We start from the raw sequence: 20,443 nt of genomic DNA, 5'->3' as shown, positions 1-20,443 counted from the left end.
CTGATACACCGTGTCGCGCCTATCGCCAGCAAGCCGGCTCCTACAGAGGCCTCAGCCCGTCTTCAGCGGGAAACGATCCAGTGCCGCCTGCTGGAAATAAAGCGCCTCTTCAACCGGCCTGGAAAGAAAGTAGCCTTGCGCTTCGTCACAGCCGAAGTGCTTGAGTATTTCCAGGCAGCCGAAACTTTCCACGCCCTCGGCTACCGTTCGGTAGCCCAGGTCGCGGGCCACGCCGATAATCGACTTGGCCACCCGCTGATGCTGGGCGCTGTATTCCAGTTCGAAAATCATCGACTGGTCGAGCTTGAGGATATTGGCCGGGATCTTGTGCAGGTAGGAGAAGTTGCTGTAGCCGGTACCGAAGTCGTCGATGGCCACATCGACGCCCATGTTTCTCAGTTGCTGAAGCTGTTCGATCACCCCGGCGCTGGAGCGCAGCCACTCGCCTTCGGTAATTTCAGCCTCAAGCATCGCCGGATCGACCCCATGGGCCGCACAGCGCTGGGCAATCACATCGGCCACATTGCGCCCATAAAAATCCCGCGATGACAGGTTGAGGGAGATCTTCTTATCCCGGGCATAACCCGTACTGGCGATCAGCATCACGACCCGTTCGATCACCCAATCCGTCACCGAATGGATCAGCGAGCTTTTCTCGACAATCGGAATGAACTCCGCCGGCGAGATAAACCCGTGCAACCGATGATTCCAGCGAATCAGCGCCTCGGCACTGAGATGCGCGCCATCGCGCAAGGAGAACCGCGGTTGATAGACCAGGAATACATCGTCGGACTTCAAGGCCGGCGTGATATCCGGCAGCAGGCTGAACAGACGGCGGAAGGCCGTATCCTCCTGGTGGTTGTAATAGGCGTATGGCTGGCCTTTCTGCCGCGCGGTTTCCAGGGCGAACAAGCCCTTGCGCAGCAATTCCCGAGCTGTCTGCGAGCCACTCTCGAACTCCAGCAACCCCGCACAGACCGTGGGCACCATCGGCAGATTCTCACTGATCGGTGCCCGCCGCAGCCAATCCACCAGCCGCGGTAAAAAACCGCGGGCTTCAACGGCGTCCATCTGCATGGTGAAGGCAAAGCCCTTGACCATCACGTGATAGATCTTGATCCCGGTGCCGATAAACGCCTGGATCCGCGAAGCCATATCCCGCAGGACCGCCTCAAAGGGCACCATGCCCTCCGCCACCGTCAAACGGTGCGCCCAGTCGGTATCCAGGGCATCGACCGTCACCAGGACTCTCTTGCGGGTCTCGCCCGCCAGGATCAAACCCTGCAGGTCGGAGAGAAATTGCGTGCGATTGGACAAGCCACTGACCGCATCCACGCGCTTGAGCAGGTGCTGGCGCTCGATCAACTGCATGATCAGCGCGGCGAAATCTTCCAGGGCTGCCTGGTCGTCCGGCGTCAGGTCGTGTGAAACCGTATCGAGGATGCAGACGCTGCCGATGGCGTAGCCGCCCTCGGTGCGCAAGGGCGCGCCGGCATAAAAGGTCAGGGCGTCGTCGCCCTGGACCACGGGGAAGTCGGCAAAGCGCGGGTCGAGACAGGCGTTGTCGACCACGAATACGCCGCTCTGGCGGATCGTGTGGGCACAGAACGACAGCTCCAGCTCCGGTGCCTGCTGAGCGGAAAAGCCGGTGCTGGCGAGGAACCACTGGCGGTCCTTGTCGATCAGGCTGACGATCGCCACCGGCGCTTGAAAGCGTGAAGCAACCAATCGGCAGATCCGCTCGAAACACTCTTCGCGGGCAACATCCATCAGGTCGAAGGCATGCAGGGCGGCCAGCCGCTCTTCTTCTTCGCGATCACGCAACAACATCAGCTCAACTGTCGTGAGTTTTTTCATCAGCACCTGTTGTCGTCAATCTGAGTCGTTCAGTCGGCCAGGAAGGATGGCCTTTTGCCGCCAATCATTGCGCGGGCACCGAATAATATCCAGATAAATGCGACCAATGTCTGACAAAGCGCGGAAAGCCTTGTACCCGTTTGGTTACAGGCGGCCCTCCTCGCGCAGACGTCGACCGATCCGCAGGATCTCGGCCTCGCCCCGTACCAGTGCCGCGGCGCTGGTATGCACCGAGTAGTTGCCCAGCACCAGTTCATGGGGATGCTTGTACGCTGAGCCTAGCACGAAGGTGGTCTCACCCCGGGCCACGAGATCAATGACCTCCTCGCGCTCCTCGAAGATCGCCAATTCGCCCTCGCCAAGGGGGCCGCCAGCGTCGCCGGCGTCAAGCTGGCCGATATCCACCGCCAGCCAACCGACCTTGTGACCGGCCGGTGGTGTGTAGGTCCAGCGCTCGCCGTCTTTCAAATGCACGGCCAGGTAGTTCATCGGTACGGGGGCCGCGATCAGGCTCTGCGCCGCGCCATAGTGACCCAGCAGCACCCGCGCCGGGCCGTCCTGCGGTACTTGTGCCGGGCTCAGGTATTGGCTGCGGGCCGGTGCGTTCTCATCGGCCGCCGGTAACGCCACCCAAAGCTGAAAACCGCGCACGTGCTTGACCTCGGGTGCAATCGAGCCGGTGTGCCAGACGCCGTTCCCCGCCTGCATCCACTCAACCCCGCCGGCCAGCAGACTGCCTTGTTTACCGGTGCTGTCTTCATAGAAAAATGCGCCTTCGCTCAGATAGCTCAAGGTGGCGATGCCGGAGTGCGGGTGCATGCCGAACCCCGACTGACCGGCCCGGGCCTGGAAACGGTCGAGAAAGACGAACGGCTTGAGCCACTCGCCCAGGTCGCCGGGGCTCACCAGGCGGGTAATCGAGCCGTGGGTGCTACCGTAGGTCCGGTGAATAATCGCGCGACGCTTCGGGGCGCGGGCACTGGCAGTGTTTGCTGTCATGGGAATGCTCCTGAAAAATGATCGGATAGCCCCCTGGACGGCAATCAACACGAGCGCGGTCGAGGGTCAGTTACGGCGCAGTATGGATCGCCCCCCTATTACCGGACTAGATGGCATAATTGGATTTCACTCCTCCATTTATGACAGTAATTTCGCCATGCTCGACCTGAATGAAATCGCCATGTTCGTCCAGGTGGTGCGCCACGGCAGCTTTGCCGAGGCGGCCCGGCACCTGGGCGTGCCGGCCAATACCCTGAGCCGACGTATCCAGCAGCTCGAAACCCGGCTCGGCACACGCCTGATGCAACGCTCCACCCGCAAGCTGAGGCTGACCGGCGCCGGCCAGGCCTTCCATACGCGGTGTGCCGGGGCCGTCGACGGTTTGCTCGACGCCGGCCATGACCTGCAAGGCGGCAGCCAGGTTCCCAGCGGCCTGGTGCGGGTGGCGGCGACAGCCGACTTCTTCGAGTTTTTTCCGATGGACTGGGTCGCCGAATTTCTGGCCCGTTACCCGCAGGTCAAGCTCGACTTCGTTCTCAGCGACGCCAAGGCCGACCTGATCGCCGAACAGATCGACGTCGCCTTTCGCGCCGGTCCCCTGCAGGATTCAGCTTTTGTCGGGCGCCAATTGCTGGGGCCACGTAGTGACGGCCTGGTAGCCAGTCCGGCCTATCTTGCGGCACATGGCGCGCCGCAGACCTTGCAGGACCTGGTCCACCACGACTGTATCAGCGCCCCGCACCCCAGCGGCCTCACCACCTGGCGCCTGAACAACCCGGCCGGTGTCGAGGAGGAAGTGCAGGTCAGCGGCCGTTTCAGCGCCAATACCGCCCAGGCGCTACGCAAGGCTGCCCTGGCGGGCCTGGGGATCGTCCTGTTGCCGCCCACCATGGCCCGACTCGATGTACAGGCCGGTTTGCTGGTGCCGGTACTGCCCGGTTACCAACGCAAGAGCCGGGGGATGAACGTACTCTACCCGAGTCGACGCCAGTTGCCCCTGGCGGTGTCGACGTTTATAGACACCTTCATGGACAAGCTCCATGGGCAGGATGGAGGGCCGAAGCCCGCCCTTGACCTTGAGTGACCTGCGTCACTCGCCGAAAGCCTTTTTCGCGGACATAAAAAAACACCCACTGGCCGGTCGCAAGAGCGGGCAATGGGTGTTCTTCGGTCTGCAGCACCTCGCCGAAGCGAGGCCGGGTCTTACAGCGCCATGTCAGCCGCTGGGGTGTCGGCCTTTGGCTTGTCAGTGGCGGCCGGTGCGGCTGGCGCAGCGGCGGTCTGACCGATCACCGGAGGCTTGGTCAGTTGCAGTATTTCAGCCGTGTAGTCCCATTCCTTCTGGACTGCTGCCGGGTTGCCGTTCAGCTTGGTGCCGTAGCTTGGCACGATCTGGTGCAGTTTTTCCTGCCAGGCAGGCGTCGCGACCTGGTCCTTGAAGACCCGTTCCAGAATGGTCAGCATGATCGGCGCGGCGGTGGAAGCACCAGGCGACGCGCCCAGCAGGCCGGCGATGCTGTTGTCCTTGGCGGTGACCACCTCGGTGCCGAGTTTCAGGACGCCGCCCTTCTCTTCGTCACGCTTGATGATCTGCACGCGCTGACCGGCTTGCCACAGGCGCCAGTCTTCTTTCTTCGCTTCAGGGAAGTATTCTTTCAGGGCGTTGAAGCGGTCGTCATCCGACATCATCAACTGACCGGCCAGGTACTCCACCAGCGGGTACTGCTCGATGCCCACGCGGGTCATCGGCCAGACGTTGTGGGTGGTGGTGCTGGTCAACAGGTCGAAGTACGAACCGTTCTTCAGGAACTTGGTGGAGAAGGTCGCGAATGGCCCGAACAGGATCACGCGCTTGCCGTCCAGCACACGGGTGTCCAGGTGCGGAACCGACATGGGTGGCGCGCCGGTCGAAGCAATACCATAGGCCTTGGCCATATGCTTGAGGGCGATGTCCTGGTTATCGGTCACCAGGAACGAACCGCCGACCGGGAAGGCCGCGTAGTCATTGGCTTCAGGGATACCGGATTTCTGCAGCAGGTGCAGCGCACCGCCACCGGCACCGATGAAGACGAACTTGGCGTCGGCCGCGGTTTCGCTGCCGTCCTTCAGGTTCTTGTAGGTGACGCGCCAGGTGCCGTCGTCATTGCGCTTGATGTCCTGCACTTCGCTGGACAGCTTCAGCTTGAAGTTAGGCTGGGCCTGCAGGTAAGCGACGTACTGGCGGGTGATTTCGCCAAAGTTCACGTCGGTGCCGATAGGTGTCCAGGTCGCCGCGATCTTCTGCTTCGGATCACGCCCTTCCATCATCAGCGGGACCCACTTCTTGATCTGTTCCTGATCTTCGGTGTACTGCATGCCGCTGAACAGCGGGCTGGTCTGCAGGGCCGCGTAGCGATCCTTGAGGAACTTGACGTTGTCGTCCCCCCACATGAAGCTCATGTGCGGCGTCGAGTTGATGAACGAATGCGGGTTCTTCAGCACGCCCTGACGAACCTGCCAGGAGAGGAACTGACGGGTGATCTGGAACGATTCGTTGATCTCGATCGCCTTGGAGATATCGATCTTGCCGTTCTTGTCGTAAGGCGTGTAGTTCGATTCGGCCAGGGCCGAGTGACCGGTACCGGCGTTGTTCCAGCCATTGGAGCTTTCTTCGGCGACGCCATCGAGGCGCTCGACCATTTCCATCGACCAATCCGGCTGCAATTCATTGAGCCAGATCCCCAGGGTCGAACTCATGATGCCCCCGCCGATGAGCAGCACATCGACTTTTTTTGTCTCGGCCGCGTGTACGGACATCGCGCCCATCGACACCGCCAGCCCCAGCAGCGCTGTGTTCAGTTTCTTCAACATTCAGTAATACCTAGGATAGGTAGACATACAAGGCCCATGAAAAAGCACCGGCCTCACGTTCATGTCCCTCCTGCGCTGACTTTTTATTAGTCATTGGCTTCAGCTACGTTGGGTGACACTCATTTTGTTTGCCCCTGCCCGGACCTGGCCGATGAGCGCAATCTGTCAGCTCATGCGACTCAGCCCGTGAGGCTTTTTTCTCGATTCCTTCGACGTCCGGTCACCTCGGATAGGCACGCTAGACGCTTCCGTGCTGCGACATAATACCTCAGCTACGTGACTTGATGAAAACGCCTCGCCTTTACACAGAAAAAACCTACCGGAATTGTAGGATAAGCTGACCAAGGTTCAAGTGCGCCTGCCGTGGGAAATCCGGCATCATGGGCGCAGTCCGCCCCCGGGAGATGTCCATGCGCTTCATATCATCACTTATCGGTCTGGCCACACTGACGCTGGGCCCGGTATTCGCGGCCAGCGCCGATCCTGCCGATCAGGCGCAACTGGTTGATTCGATCAACCACTACCGCAGCCAGGCGCAGCGTTGCGCGAGCCAGGTATCACTGGAGTTGCCGCCCCTGACCCGTGACCCCCGCCTGGTGTTGCCCATCAATAGCCCGGGCGACTTGCAGCAGGCGCTGAGCGCCAAGGCCTATCCGATGGTCAGCGTGCAGGCCATCAGCCTCTCGGGGCCCCGCGATGCGGCGGCGGCGATGAAAGCCGTGCAGGAAAGTTTCTGCCAGGTGGTGCTGAACCCGCAGTTCGTCGACATCGGTGTCAACCGCGAGGGGCGTGAATGGCGCATCGTGCTGGCGCGACCGCTGCTGAGCGCGCGCCTGGGGGACTGGCAGGCCGAAGGCCAGAAGCTGCTCGAACAGATCAACAGCGCCCGTACGCAAGCGCGCCAATGTGGCGGCCAGGCGTTTGCCGCCACCACGCCCCTGGCCTGGAACGCGGTATTGGCGAGCGCCGCTGAAGGCCATAGCCGGAATATGGCCAACAACAACTTCTTCGACCACAAGGACCGTGATGGGCGCATGCCGGGGGATCGGGCTGAACTGGCGGGCTACAACGGCCAGTTGATCGGCGAGAATATCGCCGCCGGGCAGGACACCACGCGCAAGGTGGTCGACGGCTGGCTGGCCAGTCCGGGGCACTGCGCCAACCTGATGAATCCCCAATTCCGCGAGCTGGGCGCCGCCTATGTGGTGGACCCGAAGAGCGATTCGGGGATCTACTGGACCGCGATGTTCGGCACCCCGTAACTATTGATGGTCCCCCAGCCGCTCCAGGACAAAAGCCCTGGCGTGGCGGGTCATCTGGTCGAGTTGGCGGTCACGCTGCTTCTCGGCGTCGACCATCGCGCGCTTGCCGTGCTGTTGCAGCAGATAGGCATGAATCTGTCGCACCTCCAGCGAACGATAGATCGGCGCGATATCCAGCACCGCCACCAGCCCGTCGGTGCCGTGGTCGCGGGTATTCATCAACACCTGCGGCCCGCGCGCGGCCAGCACCTGGAAACCCAGGGCCTCGAACACCGGCACCTTGCCGACGACGCAGGCCAGTTCCGCATGGGGATAACGTTCGAGCACCTGCCCCAGCATTCCCCGCGCCACGCCCTGGCGCCGATGGCCTTCACGTACCGCCATATAAGCGATCGAGCAGGCTTGGGGATCATCCTTGACCGGCAGATACAGCAGGAAACCGACAACCTTCTCGGAGTCCTGCGCATCGGTTGCCACGATCAATTCGACGGCCAGGCCCTTGGAGCCATCCATCGCCTGCAGATAGAGATGCACCTCATAACCGACGCCATACTGATAGAGGTTGTAGAGCGGATTGCTCGGCGCAATGGCCACCTGGCTGACGTCGGTGACGTAATCGACGACCATCTGCTGGATCTGGCTGTGGATCGACTCCGGGGGCGGGGTTTCAAACAAGGTGATCGTGGACATCGAACATCGGGCTCCGAGGGTTGAGGCGCACCCTCGGCAGTCAGCAGCCAAGGGCCGCCCATGATAACCGGTCTTGCCTAGGTCGGGCGGTTGAGCAGCACCAGGCGTGCCGCCAGCCCCGCCATCACGGCGGCAAAACCGTAGCTGCCCAGGCGCCGGGACACACCGCCACTCGGTAAGCGGTTACGCACCAGGTTGGCAAAGAGCGCCAGCAACGAGTGAAAAACCAGGGCGATCAGCGCCAGCAGGATGCCCAGCCCGACCAGCTGCAAAGTGATACCACCGTGCTCGAGATTGACGAACTGGGGCAGGAAGACCATGAAAAACAGCAGGGCCTTGGGATTGAGCAGGCTGTTCAGCGTAGCCCGGATAAAGATCGAGCGCATCGAACCCAGCGGCGCCTGACCTTGCGCTGCAGGCGCCGTCGACTTCAACGCCACCCAGGCCAGCCACAGCAGATAGGCCGCGCCGGCCCAGCGAATCAACTCGAACGCCGGCGCCCAGCTCATGACCAGCGCGCCAACCCCGGCACCGACCGCTGCGGTCATCAACAGATCCGCCAGGCTGATCCCCAACGCTGCCGCGAACCCGCCTTTCCAGCCATGGGACAGGGCATGGGTTGTGACAAAGGCCATGTTGGGCCCGGGAATCACCAGCAACATCGTCACGGCGGCCGCGAATACCGCCAGGGAAGAAAGGTCGATCATGATCACCACACTCGGCAAGGAAGGCCCCCACCTTAGCGTGGTTGAACACTGCGCAGCAGGAACAGCCGGCAACGATTCGGGCATAACAGTCACGAGGTCCGTGTCGAGTCGAGAATCCGCATACGACGGAAGACCTGTGGGAGCGGTGCTTGCCCGCGAAGCTTTTAGCGCCACAGCGCCCACAAGACAGCGTTGGCGCCGGTCGGACAGTCAGTTACCCCGCCCTCCCCCAAACGACCACTCATCCGCCTGGGTAGTGCTGATCACCACCATCACATCTTCCGGATCAATCCCAGGCGCCACCCTTAGCCGCTCCACCAGTCGCCGATAAAAGCGCTGTTTCGTCGCGGTATCCCGGATGCGCCCCGCAGTGATCGCAATCAGCACAAAGTCCTCACTGCGCGGCCCGCCCAGGTAGTCGCGATCGAAGATCAGCTCACCCACCTCATGCTGATGAATCACCTGGAAGCGATCGGTAGCCGGCACCTCGAAGCTCTCCACCAGGGCCTCATGCAGTTCCTCGGACAACCGGAGAAGGTACTCGGAGGACTTGCCCCGATGCAGGGAAATACGGGCGAAAGGCATACAACCTCCAACAAACTGTTGATTTGACGGAGGCAGGTTAACCAGCCACGATAGTTCCGAATATCAGATTAGACAGAACCCACAATCCCAAATAAGTGGATGATCTTCCATGCGCCACCCCACCTTCGACCTTGATGTACTGCGCACCTTTGTCGCCGGTGTCGAGCTCGGCAGCTTTGCCAAGGCGGCGGACCGTCTTGGCCGCTCGACCTCGGCGGTCAGTGCCCAACTGAAGAAACTCGAAAGCCAGGTCGGCAGCGCCGTGCTGGTCAAGTCGGGTCGCGGTCTGATCCTCTCGGCAGCGGGCGAATCCCTGCTCAGTCACGCCCGACGCCTGCTGGAACTGAACGACGAGATTTTCAGCAGCCTGCAAGGTGCCCGCATCGAAGGCACGGTATGCATCGGCTTGCAGGACGATTTCGCCGAGCACCTGCTCAGTGACGTGCTGCGGCGCTTTTCCAGGGTCCACCCACGGGTCAGCCTGGAGGTCAGTATCGCCCGCAACGCCGAACTGCTGGCGATGATCGAGAATGACCGCCTGGACCTGGCGCTGGCCTGGGAAACCGCCTCCAGCACACCTCACGCCACGCGTCTCGGTGAAACCCGGATGCACTGGATCGGCTCGCGCGAGTTGCCGGCGCCCTCCCCAGCCGACAACCTGCCTTTGCCCCTGGTGGTATTTGACGCGCCGTGCATTTTGCGCAGTGCGGCAACCAACGCCCTGGACCAGGCGCATATCCCCTGGCGAGTGGCGCTGACCAGCCCAAGCGTCAGTGGCATCTGGGCTGCCGTGTCGGCGGGGCTCGGCGTCACCTTGCGCACCCGTATCGGCCTGCCCCCTCAGCTTGCGGTGATTGAAAGCCTGCCGCCGCTGCCGATGCTCGGCTATGTGCTGCACCAGGCCGTGGCGGCGCCGACAACGGCGGTGCGGCAACTGTCCGAGTTGATCCAGGCGAGCCTGGCCGAACTGCGCTAACTGGCCGCCACGCATTCAATTGCGTACCATCCGCCCCCTTCTTTTCGCCGCCGGCCCTGCCGGCTCGTCTTTCAGGTACGCCATGAAACCCCAACGCCTGCGCGCCGATGCCCTGGCCGGACTGACCACCGCCTTTGCCTTGCTGCCCGAATGCGTCGCCTTCGCCCTGGTGGCCCACCTCAATCCGCTGATGGGCCTGTACGGCGCCTTTATCATCTGCACCCTGACCGCCTTGTTGGGCGGACGCCCGGGCATGATCTCCGGTGCGGCCGGCTCGATGGCCGTGGTGATCGTCGCACTGGTGGTGCAACACGGTGTGCAGTACCTGCTCGCCACCGTGCTGCTGGGCGGGTTGATCATGCTCGCCTTCGGCCTGCTGCGCCTGGGCAAGCTGGTGCGCATGGTGCCGCACCCGGTGATGCTCGGCTTCGTCAACGGCCTGGCAATCATCATCGCCCTGGCCCAGCTGGAACATTTCAAGAGCGGCGAAACCTGGCTGAGCGGCACGCCGCTGTACCTGATGACCGGGCTGGTGCTGCTGACCATGGCCATTGTCTATCTATTGCCGCGCCTGACCCGAACCGTCCCCCCGGCGCTGGTGGCGATCCTCGGCGTGGGCCTGGCGGTGTACCTGCTCGACCTGCCGACCCGCACCCTCGGCGATATGGCGCATATTGCCGGTGGCCTACCGGTGCTGGCCCTGCCGCAACTGCCATGGAACCTGGAAACCCTGCGGATCGTCGCCCCCTATGCATTCCTGATGGCCATGGTCGGCCTGCTGGAAACCCTGCTGACCCTGAACCTGACCGACGAAATCACCGAAAGCCGCGGTTACCCGGACCGTGAGTGCGCGGCACTGGGCGTGGCCAATATGGTGTCCGGCCTGTTCGGCGGCATGGGCGGCTGCGCCATGATCGGCCAGACCGTGATCAACCTCAGTTCCGGTGGCCGCGGTCGGCTGTCCGGTGTCGTCGCCGGGGTGATGATCCTGCTGTTCATCCTGTTTCTCTCGCCCTTTATCGAACGTATCCCGCTGGCCGCGCTGGTCGGGGTCATGTTCGTGGTCGCGCAGCAGACCTTCGCCTGGGCCTCGCTGCGGGTCGTGAACAAAGTGCCGCTGAATGACGTACTGGTGATCGTCGCCGTAACCGTCATCACCGTGTTCACCGACCTGGCCACCGCCGTGCTCTGCGGGATCGTCGTCGCCGCACTCAACTTCGCCTGGCAGCAAGCCCGGGAACTTTACGCCGACAGCCACCTGGAGGCCGACGGCAGCAAGCTCTATCGGCTGCATGGCACTCTGTTCTTTGCTTCGACGGCGCCCTTTCTCAATCAATTCGACCCGGCCAACGACCCGGCCCAGGTGACCCTCGACTGCCGTCACCTGAACTTCGTCGACTACTCGGCCATTGCCGCCTTGAAGACCCTGCGCGAGCGTTACGAGAAGGCCGGCAAGCAGTTGCACGTGTTTCACTTGTCCGAACGTTGCAAGCGCCTGCTCAAGCGCGCCGGCGCGCACCAATAAGCCCCTACGCGGGGCGCTGACGGTCAGCGTTCCGCGATCAGGTGCTCGAGAAACAGTCCCGCCGCGACCGACAACGCCTCGCGCGACCTCACACAGACACTGAGTTCACGGCAGGCCCAGGTTTCATCGAGCCCGACCATCCGAGTCCTGCTCAGGTTGTAAATCCCCACGCTACCCTGGGGCATGATGCCGATGCCCACCCCGGCCTGCACCATCAGGCACAGCGCATCGTAGCTGGACACTTCCATGCGGATTTTCAGCGAACGGCCCAGGTCGTTGGCCGCCTTGATCAACTGGAAATTCAGGTGAGTGCCACTGCGCAAGGCGACGCATTCGTAATCCAGGGTCTCACCGAAGCTGACCGATTCCCGTACCGCCAACGGGTGATCGTCGGGCACCAGCAACACCAACCGATCGCTGCGAAACGGAAACACCTCGATATCCGCGCCGTGGGGCAGACGGGTGAAAATGCCGATCTCGGCACGGTTTTCCGCCACCGCCTTGGTAATCGCCAGGCTCTGCTGTTCTTCCAGGCTGATGTTGATCAGCGGGTAGGCGGTCATGAACGACTTGACCAGCCCCGGCATGAACTGGGTGATGGCCGAGATATTGGCAAGGACGTGCACCGAACCACGCCGACCATGGGAGTAATCGCGCATCTGCACGACGATTTCATTGAGATTGTTCAGCGCGCTGCGGGCCATGAACAGCAGCGACAGCCCGGCGTCGGTGGGGGTGATGCCCTTGTTGGTGCGGTTGAGCAGCTTCGACTCCAGCAACTCTTCCAGTTCACTGAGGCGCTTGCTCACCGCCGCCGCGGCGATATGTTCGCGCTTGGCGGCGGCAGCAATGGTGCCCTCTTCGATGACACTGACAAAGAGTCGCAAGGAGACGGGGTCGAGCTTCATGGGCGGTACCGGGGCATGCGGGCCTGAGTGGCGGACATAATACCCCGCCCGCTCCCGACTCAGAACGCTCCGGACAACAGATGGCCGGCATTCGGCACCTGGGCCTTGAGGCCGAGGCTTTTCAGCATCTGGTAGACCGTCGCCACCGACGCCGACAGCACTGGCTTGTCGAGGCGATCCTGGACGATCTGGATGGCCGGCAGCGAGGGCATCTGCACACAGCACGAGAGCACCACGCCGTCGGCCTGGCCGATATTCAGCTTGTCGGCGTGGGCCACCAGGTTCATCGGGTCGAGGCGACCGACCGCCAGGTTATCCGAGACTTCCAGGCTGATGGAGTCGACCACTTCGATCCCGGCCGCCTCGATATAGTCGATGACCTGCTGGGTCAGGGGCTTCATATATGGCGTGATAATCGAGATTTTCTTGTATTCGAGCAGGTTCAGGCTGTCGATCAACGCGCCGGCGGAACTGAGCACCGGGGCGTTCGACTGGTTGCCGGCAACGGTCTTGCCCAGCCGTGCCTGGGAGACTTTGTGATAACCGGCGCCCTGGCACATGATCGCCACCAGGCAGGCATAGGCCATGACATCGACCCGCGCATCGCTGAGCTCCAGTGCGCAGCGATCACTGTCGATATCCATCTTTTTCAGCTCCTCGGGGCTGACGTGCATCATGCGCATCCGCGAGGAGTGGAACGTGAAGTGCTCCTCGGGAAACAGCGAGTAACGCGAGGTCAACATCGCCGGGATCTCGGTCTCCATGGTGGTATTGGAGCTGGGCACGATCTGGCCGATTCGGAAGTTTTTCATGGGTCGATGCTCTTCAAGGGTGCGGATCAGTTGCCGCTGGTGAGTTGAACGCCTTTGGTTTCCTGCAGCGTGAACACCATGACCGCGGCGATGGCGTAGGAAACAGAGGCGAGAGAAATGGTCGCGGTGAAGCCGATCAGCGGAATCAGCACCGGCACCAGCTTGATCCCGGCAATGGCGCCAACCCGCCCGAAGTTGAAGCAGAAGCCCGAGGCGGTGGAGCGGATGCTGGTCGGGAACAGCTCCGAGTACCAGGCGCCGAAGCCACTGAAATAACCGGTGAAAAAGCCCAGCAGCGCCGCCAGCGAACCCAGGGTGATCACGTTCCCAGTGGTGAACAGCAGCTTGCCGTCGGTCAATGGCATCAAGGTCGCCGAGTAGGCGAACACCGGCACCATGATCGCCATGCCGGCAAAGAAGACCGCGAATGAAAGGCGGCGACCGATGCTTTCCGCCAGATAGCCGTAGGCCAGGTAACCGAGGGTCGCGCCGATACCGATCCAGATCACGAACACCGGCGCCTGATCGATGCGCACGTTGAGGATGTTCTGCAGATAAGCCGGCATGAAGGTGGTGATGATCCAGTAGCCGTACATGCCCAGCACCGAAATGCTCAAGCCCAGCAGAGTCACTTTCAGGTACTGCGCCCGGAAGATCTCCATCAACCGGCCCTTGTCGGCGTTACGCCGCATGAACTCGCGGTTGGCCAGCCAGACCGGCGATTCCTTGACGAACAACCAGATGAACACCAGGGTGAAATAGGCCGGGATCGAGGCGTAGATAAACAGTTTGCGCCAGGACTCGGGGTTGCTGGCATCGAGAAAGCTCCAGGCAAAAATCGCCGCCAGCAGGCCGCCACCCGACCAGCCGGTCTGCATCACCGCAAAGGCCTTGGCGCGCCCGGCCGGCGGCCAGATTTCCGAGACCAGGGCCGCGGCCGCGGACCACAGGCCGCCGACGGCGATGCCGACGCAGAAGCGAAACAGATTGAGTTGCCAGAGACTCTCGGCAAAACCGCAGAGCAAGGTGCCGCTGCCATAGACGAACACCGACAGCATCATGGTTTTCTTGCGGCCGATCTTGTCGGAAATATTGCCGAGGAAAAAACCGCCGATCCCGGTCGCCAGCAAAAACCAGGCAACCGTGGACACCACATCGTTCAGGCCGACGGAAAAGGTCTTGGCAATCGCCAGCAGCACGAAGCCGAAAACGGTTGCGTCCAGCGCATCAAACAACCAGGCGGCCCAGGAGCCGCCCAGGGTGGCATACCGCTGGGAACTGCTGAGCTCACCGCTAGCGTCTGCCGGAACAGCATCGGCCGTGACCGTGGAAGTCAGGTTTTTCATGGAGGAACCTCAGGAACTCAACTTATTGTTTTTAGAAAATCGTCCGCCAACGGTGCTGATCGCCGAACGACTGTTCATGTGAAACCGATGTTAGTAGGGGCAAATCGAGGCGTATATCAGGCATTGACGAGCCTGCCATCGCGGATGGCGATGGCAGGTGGAAGGGTTCTGCGGGGCATCGGCTGATGCGACACAAGGTCGCTGTGGCGCACGGCGGCCCAGCGAGGCTGCTACTCTCGGCCGATCTTCTCTTGGCTGCGGAGCACAACATGCAAGACCGTGAAATCATCCTTCCAGCGTCCATGGCCCTGCTGGCCGAACGGGCGGGTTATGCGCCCGCGGTGAAGGTCGGCGCCACGCTTTACTGCGCCGGCCAGGTGGGCCGCACAGCGCAACTGGAAGTCATCGAGGACCCCGCGCAACAGTTCGCGGCAGCCTGGGAAAACCTGCGCCTGGTGCTAGCGGCCGGCGGTTGTAGCTTCGAAGATGTGGTCGAGATGACCACCTATCACGTGCACATGTCCCAGCACATGGCGGTGTTCCGCGAGGCCAAGAACCGGGTGTTCCCCAAGGGCCTGTGCGCCTGGACCTGCGTCGGCGTGACGGAGTTGGCCCACCCGGGGCTGCTGGTGGAAATCAAATGCGTGGCGGTACAACCCACAGCGAAGTAAACGGATAGGGTTAGAATGCCGGCCCTTTTCCTTGCCGGCACTGCCTGATGAACCCCGACGCCCTGTCCCTCCTCCACACTCACCTGCTCACGGCCCTGGCGGCCGCCCCTGCGGAAACCCGGCGGCTGTTCCATGGCCGCGGCCGCTGCTGGCCGGGTCTGGAGCAACTGACCGTCGACTGGCTGCAGGGCGTGGTGCTGGTGTCGCTGTTCAAGGAGCCGGAGCCTGAACAGTTGCAAGCCCTCAAGGACCTGCTGATGGAGATCTGCCAGGCACCCGCCTGGCAGACCAGCGGCGCGCACACTTTATTGCTGCACCATCGTTACCTGCCCCTGAGCCCCGCCGAATGGCTGGTGGGCCAGGCCATCGATGAGTGGGTGATCACCGAAGGCGGCCTACGCTATCAGGTCGACCTGGGCAAGAAACAGAACAACGGCCTGTTTCTCGACATGCGCTACGGCCGCGACTGGGTGCGGGCCAACGCCCAAGGCAAGCGCGTACTGAACCTGTTCGCCTATACCTGCGGTTTTTCCGTGGCGGCGCTCGCCGGCGGGGCCGCCCATGTGCTCAACCTGGATATGTCCCGCGCGGCCCTGAGCCGTGGGCGCGACAATCATCGCCTGAACGGCCACGACCTGGGCAAGGTCGGCTTTCTCGGCCACGACCTGTTCAAGTCCTGGGGCAAGGTCATCGGCAGCGGGCCTTTCGACCTGGTGATCATCGACCCGCCGTCCTTCCAGAAAGGCAGTTTCCTGCTGAGCAAGGATTACCAGCGGGTCTTGCGCCGTCTGCCGGAACTGCTCAGCGCCGACGGCCTGGTCCTCGCCTGCATGAACGATCCGGCCGTGGGTTCGGACTTCCTGATCGACGGCGTGACCCGCGAAGCGCCGGGCATGCTGTTCGAACGCCGCCTGGACAATCCGCCGGAGTTCCCCGATATCGACACCGAAAGCGGGTTGAAGGCCTTGTTGTTCAAGCAGAGTGCTATCCTGCCGGAAAAAACCGAATCCACCGTTGCGTGAGGCTGTTGTGTCCAGAGGTATTGTTTTATCGGTGTTGGCGTCCTGCCTGTTCGCCATCATGTATTTCTATACGTCTCTGCTCGCGCCCCTCAACGGCGAGGATATCTTCGGTTGGCGAATGCTCCTGACCGCGCCTTGCATGACGGTGTTCATGCTGGTGTCCGGAGACTGGAAGCTGGTCCCCGCGATCCTCGTCCGAGTGCGGCAGCAGCCACTGTTGCTGCTCAAATTGCTGTTGTCTTCGGCACTGCTCGGTTTACAGCTGTGGGTGTTCCTCTGGGCACCGCTCAACGGGCATAGCCTGGATGTATCCCTGGGCTACTTCCTCTTGCCGCTGACCATGGTGCTCACCGGACGCATCGTCTACGGCGAACGCTTGTCGCGGCTGCAAACCGTGGCCGCCCTGCTCGCCCTCTGTGGCGTGCTCAACGAGTTGTACCGGGTCGGCAGCTTTTCCTGGACCACCCTACTGGTAGCCATCGGCTATCCGATCTACTTCGTGTTGCGTCGGCGCAACGCCACCCACAACCTGGGCGGACTCTGGCTTGAGATGATGTTGCTGCTGCCGGTGGCGTGGTGGTTCGTGCAACACGGCGAACAGGGCTTTGCCGTGGTCAGCCAACGGCCGGCGCTGTATGCCCTGATTCCCCTGCTGGGGGTGATCAGTACCGCCGCACTGATCTGCTACTTGTTGGCGAGCCGGATGCTGGCCTTCGGACTGTTCGGGCTGCTGGGGTATGTGGAACCCGTGCTGCTGGTGATCGTCGCCCTGTTGCTGGGGGAAAGCATAGGACCGGGAGAATGGCTGACCTACCTGCCGATCTGGCTGGCGGTGGTGGTATTGGTGCTGGAAGGGGTAAAGCGCTTGCTCAAGCAGCGGCGCAAGTAATCCAGCAGCACCGAAGCGTCTCTAACAGGCCACGGTGGGTAGCCACAAACGGAAGCGCGCCCCGCCCAGAGGCGATTGCTCGGCGGTCAATGTGCCGCCCTGGGCTTCCAGCGCCCGCCGGCTGATAGCCAGGCCCAGGCCAAAACCACCGGTGGCACGATCGCGACTGCGGTCCAGGCGGTAGAACGGCTCGAAAATCCGCTCCCGATCCAGCTCGGGAATGCCGATGCCGTCGTCATCGACCCACAGCTCGCAACCTTCCGGATTGACCCTGACGCCAATCTGGATCCGTCGCTCGCAATAACGCATGGCGTTGCGCAAGAGGTTCTGCACCGCCCGCGCGGTCAGGCGCGGATCCAGCACAAAGCGGTCCAGCGAACCGTGCATCAATACGTCCAGCACGGTGTCCGGAGCTTCCAGTTCCTCATCGAAACTGCCGAGGATGCTGTCGACGAACTCGTCCAGCGAGACCATGACCCGTTCCGGCAACCGGGCCGGGTTCTGCAAACGGCTATAGGACAACAACTCCAGCACCAGCTCGTCCAGCTCGCGGATATGCGCCACCAGCCCTTGCAGACGGTCGCGGGATGCCGGCGGCAGATCCTCGGACAAGGCCAGGGCCAGGCCGAAGTCCAGGCGGGTCAAGGGTGTACGCAGTTCGTGGGACACCGCGTTGAGCAGGTCTCGCTGCTGGTTGAGCAAGTCTTCGACATCGCCGGCCATGGTGTCGAACACCGCCGCCAGTTCGCCGATATTGGAGCGTGGCGAGATATTCGTGCGTTCGCTGAGCTGCCCCTGGCCGAGGCGCCGGGCGGTCTGCTTGAGGCGTTCCAGATCACGCCAGTGCGGGCGCAGCCAGAACAACAGGCAGGCCAGCAACGCCGCCCCGATCAGTACGTTCATGCTCCAGTACAACAGGTTGACGTCCAGCGGATCGGGCGGGACTTGCAGGGCCACCGCCCATTGCTCATCCAGCGGCGACACCGCCAGGGTCCGCGTGCCCCACTCGCCAAGGCGCAGCACATCCTCGCCGCCGCGCAGGCGTTGTTGCTCCGGCGCGCTGAAGCTCGGGTCATCGACACGGGTCAAGCGGACCTGCAAGGGTCCGAAGCGTTGGTCCAGGCGCGTGGCCATTGCCGGCCATTGCTCTTTCGGTACCTGGCGGAACTGTTCGATCAGCAGGCTCTGCAAGCCCCGCGACTGGTCCATGTTGTAGCGCATGAAACGCTCGTGGAAGACCCCGATCACCAGCTCAGGCACCAGATAGATCGCCGCGCTGAAGGTGACGATGGTGACCAGGTACAGCCGCACCAGGATCTTCAGCATGGTTTCAGTATTCCCATTCGGAGCGACTGAACAGGTAACCCTTGCCCCAGACGGTCTTGATCTTGCGCGCCTCGCCGGCATTGTCGTCGAACTTGCGGCGCAGCTTGGAAATCGCCACATCCACCGAGCGGTCGGTGCCGTTGAACTCGATGCCGCGCAGGCGCTGGAGGATCTGGTCGCGACTGAGCACCTCGCCGGCATGCCGGGCCAGCACCACCAGCAGGTTGTATTCGCCGCTGGACAGCTCCACCGGCTGTTCGCGCCAGGTCACGGTGCGTTCCGAGAGGTCGATGCACAGGTTGCCCATCAGGATCCGGTCGCTGGCCACCTGCGGATCGGCCAGGCTGCTACGGCGCAACAGGGTCCGCACCCGGGCCAGCAACACCCGGGGTTCGCAGGGTTTGGTCACATAGTCGTCGGCGCCCATCTCCAGGCCCAGTACCTGGTCGTGGCTGTCGTCGCGGGCGGTGAGCATCAGGATCGGCAGCGTCGCCGAGTCGGCGCGCAGCAGGCGGCACACCTGCAGGCCGTCGAGGCCCGGCAGCATCAGGTCGAGGATCACCAGGTCCGGCGGAGTCTGTTTCGCCCGCTCGCGCACCTGGTCGCCACGGGCCAGCACATTGACCTGGTAGCCGTTGCGCTCCAGGTAGCTGGCGATCAATTCACTGAGGGCGCTGTCGTCTTCGACCAGCAGAATGTTAGGCATAGGTAAATTTACGAAGCGGAAAACCGTGAAGGATATACGCCTGCGCGTCCCCGAGAGCATAAGCTTCACACTTTTTCACCAACGCCCTACATAGCTTCACAGCACCGCTTGACCACGGCCCTTAGCATGCGGGGGCCATTATTGGGACTCTGTTATGTTGAAGAAGCTGTTTGCCCCGCTTTGCCTGTCAGCCCTGGTGCTGACCCTGAGCGCCTGTGACAAATCCCCGAAAGCCCCGGACACACCGCCCCCGCCCAAGGTTCGGGTGGAGATCCTCAAGAGCCAGAGCCTGTCGATCAACAGCGAACTGAGCGGGCGCATCGCCGCGCCGCGTATCGCCGAAGTCCGTGCGCGGGTGGCCGGTGTGGTGCTGCAGCAGGTGTTTCGTGAAGGCAGCGACGTGAAACAGGGCGATGTGCTGTTCCGCATCGACCCGGCGCCGTTCAAGGCCGATCTCGACAGCGCCGTCGCCAGCCTGCAAAAGGCCGAGGCCAATGCCTTCCAGACCCGCCTGCAACACCAGCGCTACCGCGATCTGGTGGAAAGCCATGCGGTCAGCCGCCAGGACTACGACAACGCCGAAGCCGCCGCGCGCCAGAGTGCCGCCGATGTCGCCGCGAACAAAGCCGCCGTGCAGCGGGCCCGACTCAACCTTGGCTACGCCACCGTCACCGCGCCGATTTCCGGACGTATCGGCCGCGCGCTGGTGACCGAAGGCGCCCTGGTCGGCCAGAACGAAACCACCGCCCTGGCGCTGATCCAGCAGTTGAACCCGATCCACGCCGACCTGACCCAGTCGACCCGCGAGTTGAATGACCTGCGCCGCGCCCTGCGTGCCGGGCAGTTGCAGCAGGTCGGGCAAAACCAGGCCAAGGCCACGCTGATCCAGGATGACGGCAGTGCCTACCCGCTGCCGGGCAAGTTGCTGTTCACCGATATCAGCGTCGACCCCGGCACCGGCCAGGTGATCCTGCGCAGCGAATTCCCCAATCCGGACCTCGACCTGCTGCCCGGCAGCTTCGTCCGGGTGCGCGTCGAACAGGCGGTCAACCGCGAAGCCATCACCGTGCCGCAACGGGCTATCCAGCGCGACAGCGCCGGGATCGCCCAGGTGCTGCTGGTGGATGCCGAACAGCGGATCAGCCAGCAACCGGTGCAATTGGGCGCGGTGCAGAACGATCGCTGGATCGTCACCGACGGCCTCAAGGCCGGCGATCGCATCGTCGTCGAGGGCCTGCAACACGCCCGGCCCGGCGAGTTGGTGCAGGTCGATGACAGCCCTCTTCCCCTCGCCCAGTCCAAAGGACAGTGA

Annotated in this window: 19 protein-coding genes; 8 read left to right on the top strand and 11 right to left on the bottom strand. The window is 62.6% G+C overall.

Translation table 11 applies throughout. From position 1 onward, the window contains the following. Positions 1-51: 51 nt before the first annotated feature. Together CWE01_RS14050 and CWE01_RS14045 are read right to left on the bottom strand one after the other, a co-directional pair. Positions 52-1,857 (bottom strand): sensor domain-containing phosphodiesterase, encoded by a 1,806-nt coding sequence (locus CWE01_RS14050; RefSeq protein ID WP_256346801.1) that lies wholly within the window; start codon positions 1,855-1,857, stop codon positions 52-54. Between the two features lie 144 nt (positions 1,858-2,001). Continuing rightward, a complete protein-coding gene (locus CWE01_RS14045; protein ID WP_100941129.1) occupies positions 2,002-2,856 on the bottom strand; it encodes a pirin family protein in 855 nt (284 codons plus the stop codon). A gap of 157 nt (positions 2,857-3,013) precedes the next feature. On the opposite strand from CWE01_RS14045, the gene CWE01_RS14040 reads away from it, so the two are divergent. Further along, positions 3,014-3,940, top strand: coding sequence for a LysR family transcriptional regulator (locus CWE01_RS14040; RefSeq protein WP_100941128.1), 927 nt, complete (start codon positions 3,014-3,016; stop codon positions 3,938-3,940). 119 nt (positions 3,941-4,059) lie between these two features. On the opposite strand, the gene mqo is transcribed toward CWE01_RS14040, so the two are convergent. Further along, positions 4,060-5,706: a malate dehydrogenase (quinone) gene (mqo, locus tag CWE01_RS14035; RefSeq protein WP_100941127.1), complete on the bottom strand. Its 1,647-nt coding sequence runs from the start codon at positions 5,704-5,706 to the stop codon at positions 4,060-4,062. 410 nt (positions 5,707-6,116) lie between these two features. On the opposite strand from mqo, the gene CWE01_RS14030 reads away from it, so the two are divergent. Next, positions 6,117-6,968, top strand: coding sequence for a CAP domain-containing protein (locus CWE01_RS14030; protein WP_100941126.1), 852 nt, complete (start codon positions 6,117-6,119; stop codon positions 6,966-6,968). Here the strand turns inward: CWE01_RS14030 and CWE01_RS14025 are convergent, their stop codons facing one another. The 3 genes from CWE01_RS14025 to CWE01_RS14015 all read right to left on the bottom strand — a co-directional run bounded on the left by CWE01_RS14025 (position 6,969) and on the right by CWE01_RS14015 (position 8,950). Then, the gene (locus CWE01_RS14025; protein ID WP_100941125.1) at positions 6,969-7,658 is read right to left on the bottom strand and encodes a GNAT family N-acetyltransferase; all 690 of its coding nucleotides are present in this window, start codon (positions 7,656-7,658) and stop codon (positions 6,969-6,971) included. A gap of 77 nt (positions 7,659-7,735) precedes the next feature. Next, the gene (locus CWE01_RS14020) at positions 7,736-8,365 is read right to left on the bottom strand and encodes a LysE family translocator (RefSeq protein ID WP_100941175.1); all 630 of its coding nucleotides are present in this window, start codon (positions 8,363-8,365) and stop codon (positions 7,736-7,738) included. Positions 8,366-8,575: 210 nt separating this feature from the next. Continuing rightward, positions 8,576-8,950 carry a tautomerase family protein gene (locus tag CWE01_RS14015; RefSeq protein WP_100941124.1) on the bottom strand — a complete coding sequence of 125 codons (375 nt, stop codon included), beginning with the start codon at positions 8,948-8,950 and terminating at the stop codon, positions 8,576-8,578. 109 nt (positions 8,951-9,059) lie between these two features. Here CWE01_RS14015 and CWE01_RS14010 point away from each other — a divergent pair, with 109 nt between their 5' ends. Both CWE01_RS14010 and CWE01_RS14005 read left to right on the top strand, forming a co-directional pair. Next, positions 9,060-9,926 carry a LysR substrate-binding domain-containing protein gene (locus tag CWE01_RS14010; protein WP_100941123.1) on the top strand — a complete coding sequence of 289 codons (867 nt, stop codon included), beginning with the start codon at positions 9,060-9,062 and terminating at the stop codon, positions 9,924-9,926. Between the two features lie 82 nt (positions 9,927-10,008). Continuing rightward, on the top strand, positions 10,009-11,451 hold the full coding sequence (locus tag CWE01_RS14005; RefSeq protein WP_100941122.1) for a SulP family inorganic anion transporter: 1,443 nt from the start codon (positions 10,009-10,011) through the stop codon (positions 11,449-11,451). Positions 11,452-11,474: 23 nt separating this feature from the next. On the opposite strand, the gene CWE01_RS14000 is transcribed toward CWE01_RS14005, so the two are convergent. From CWE01_RS14000 to CWE01_RS13990, 3 genes are read right to left on the bottom strand one after another with little or no spacing between them, the layout of a single operon-like run. Then, a complete protein-coding gene (locus tag CWE01_RS14000; protein WP_100941121.1) occupies positions 11,475-12,359 on the bottom strand; it encodes a LysR substrate-binding domain-containing protein in 885 nt (294 codons plus the stop codon). A gap of 59 nt (positions 12,360-12,418) precedes the next feature. Beyond that, the gene (locus CWE01_RS13995) at positions 12,419-13,171 is read right to left on the bottom strand and encodes an Asp/Glu racemase (protein WP_100941120.1); all 753 of its coding nucleotides are present in this window, start codon (positions 13,169-13,171) and stop codon (positions 12,419-12,421) included. A gap of 26 nt (positions 13,172-13,197) precedes the next feature. Then, positions 13,198-14,517: an MFS transporter gene (locus CWE01_RS13990; protein WP_100941119.1), complete on the bottom strand. Its 1,320-nt coding sequence runs from the start codon at positions 14,515-14,517 to the stop codon at positions 13,198-13,200. 269 nt (positions 14,518-14,786) lie between these two features. On the opposite strand from CWE01_RS13990, the gene CWE01_RS13985 reads away from it, so the two are divergent. From CWE01_RS13985 to rarD, 3 genes are read left to right on the top strand one after another with little or no spacing between them, the layout of a single operon-like run. Continuing rightward, positions 14,787-15,188, top strand: coding sequence for a RidA family protein (locus tag CWE01_RS13985; RefSeq protein WP_100941118.1), 402 nt, complete (start codon positions 14,787-14,789; stop codon positions 15,186-15,188). Positions 15,189-15,235: 47 nt separating this feature from the next. Then, positions 15,236-16,210 carry a class I SAM-dependent methyltransferase gene (locus tag CWE01_RS13980; protein WP_100941117.1) on the top strand — a complete coding sequence of 325 codons (975 nt, stop codon included), beginning with the start codon at positions 15,236-15,238 and terminating at the stop codon, positions 16,208-16,210. A gap of 7 nt (positions 16,211-16,217) precedes the next feature. Then, positions 16,218-17,099 carry an EamA family transporter RarD gene (gene rarD / locus CWE01_RS13975; protein WP_100941116.1) on the top strand — a complete coding sequence of 294 codons (882 nt, stop codon included), beginning with the start codon at positions 16,218-16,220 and terminating at the stop codon, positions 17,097-17,099. 21 nt (positions 17,100-17,120) lie between these two features. On the opposite strand, the gene CWE01_RS13970 is transcribed toward rarD, so the two are convergent. Together CWE01_RS13970 and CWE01_RS13965 are read right to left on the bottom strand one after the other, a co-directional pair. Beyond that, entirely contained in the window at positions 17,121-18,425 is a 1,305-nt protein-coding gene (locus tag CWE01_RS13970; protein ID WP_100941115.1) for an ATP-binding protein, read from the bottom strand. 4 nt (positions 18,426-18,429) lie between these two features. Further along, positions 18,430-19,131: a response regulator transcription factor gene (locus CWE01_RS13965; RefSeq protein WP_100941114.1), complete on the bottom strand. Its 702-nt coding sequence runs from the start codon at positions 19,129-19,131 to the stop codon at positions 18,430-18,432. Between the two features lie 154 nt (positions 19,132-19,285). Between CWE01_RS13965 and CWE01_RS13960 the strand changes: the two genes are divergently transcribed. After that, positions 19,286-20,443, top strand: a complete 1,158-nt coding sequence (locus CWE01_RS13960) for an efflux RND transporter periplasmic adaptor subunit (protein ID WP_100941113.1) — start codon at positions 19,286-19,288, stop codon at positions 20,441-20,443.

It is taken from the genome of Pseudomonas sp. QS1027 (genome assembly GCF_002814235.1).
Lineage (GTDB): Bacteria > Pseudomonadota > Gammaproteobacteria > Pseudomonadales > Pseudomonadaceae > Aquipseudomonas.
This window is presented reverse-complemented; position numbering and strand designations above follow the sequence as displayed.

Bases quoted from the DNA above. Each gene is read 5' to 3' on its own strand.
- CWE01_RS13985 (WP_100941118.1), top strand. From the start codon at position 14,787: ATGCAAGACCGTGAAATCATCCTTCCAGCGTCCATGGCCCTGCTGGCC.
- CWE01_RS14050 (WP_256346801.1), bottom strand. From the start codon at position 1,857: ATGAAAAAACTCACGACAGTTGAGCTGATGTTGTTGCGTGATCGCGAA.
- CWE01_RS14030 (WP_100941126.1), top strand. From the start codon at position 6,117: ATGCGCTTCATATCATCACTTATCGGTCTGGCCACACTGACGCTGGGC.
- CWE01_RS14020 (WP_100941175.1), bottom strand. From the start codon at position 8,365: ATGATCGACCTTTCTTCCCTGGCGGTATTCGCGGCCGCCGTGACGATG.
- CWE01_RS13995 (WP_100941120.1), bottom strand. From the start codon at position 13,171: ATGAAAAACTTCCGAATCGGCCAGATCGTGCCCAGCTCCAATACCACC.
- CWE01_RS14010 (WP_100941123.1), top strand. From the start codon at position 9,060: ATGCGCCACCCCACCTTCGACCTTGATGTACTGCGCACCTTTGTCGCC.
- CWE01_RS14000 (WP_100941121.1), bottom strand. From the start codon at position 12,359: ATGAAGCTCGACCCCGTCTCCTTGCGACTCTTTGTCAGTGTCATCGAA.
- CWE01_RS13990 (WP_100941119.1), bottom strand. From the start codon at position 14,517: ATGAAAAACCTGACTTCCACGGTCACGGCCGATGCTGTTCCGGCAGAC.
- CWE01_RS14005 (WP_100941122.1), top strand. From the start codon at position 10,009: ATGAAACCCCAACGCCTGCGCGCCGATGCCCTGGCCGGACTGACCACC.
- CWE01_RS13960 (WP_100941113.1), top strand. From the start codon at position 19,286: ATGTTGAAGAAGCTGTTTGCCCCGCTTTGCCTGTCAGCCCTGGTGCTG.
- CWE01_RS14025 (WP_100941125.1), bottom strand. From the start codon at position 7,658: ATGTCCACGATCACCTTGTTTGAAACCCCGCCCCCGGAGTCGATCCAC.
- mqo (WP_100941127.1), bottom strand. From the start codon at position 5,706: ATGTTGAAGAAACTGAACACAGCGCTGCTGGGGCTGGCGGTGTCGATG.
- CWE01_RS13965 (WP_100941114.1), bottom strand. From the start codon at position 19,131: ATGCCTAACATTCTGCTGGTCGAAGACGACAGCGCCCTCAGTGAATTG.
- CWE01_RS14040 (WP_100941128.1), top strand. From the start codon at position 3,014: ATGCTCGACCTGAATGAAATCGCCATGTTCGTCCAGGTGGTGCGCCAC.
- CWE01_RS13970 (WP_100941115.1), bottom strand. From the start codon at position 18,425: ATGCTGAAGATCCTGGTGCGGCTGTACCTGGTCACCATCGTCACCTTC.
- CWE01_RS13980 (WP_100941117.1), top strand. From the start codon at position 15,236: ATGAACCCCGACGCCCTGTCCCTCCTCCACACTCACCTGCTCACGGCC.
- CWE01_RS14015 (WP_100941124.1), bottom strand. From the start codon at position 8,950: ATGCCTTTCGCCCGTATTTCCCTGCATCGGGGCAAGTCCTCCGAGTAC.
- CWE01_RS14045 (WP_100941129.1), bottom strand. From the start codon at position 2,856: ATGACAGCAAACACTGCCAGTGCCCGCGCCCCGAAGCGTCGCGCGATT.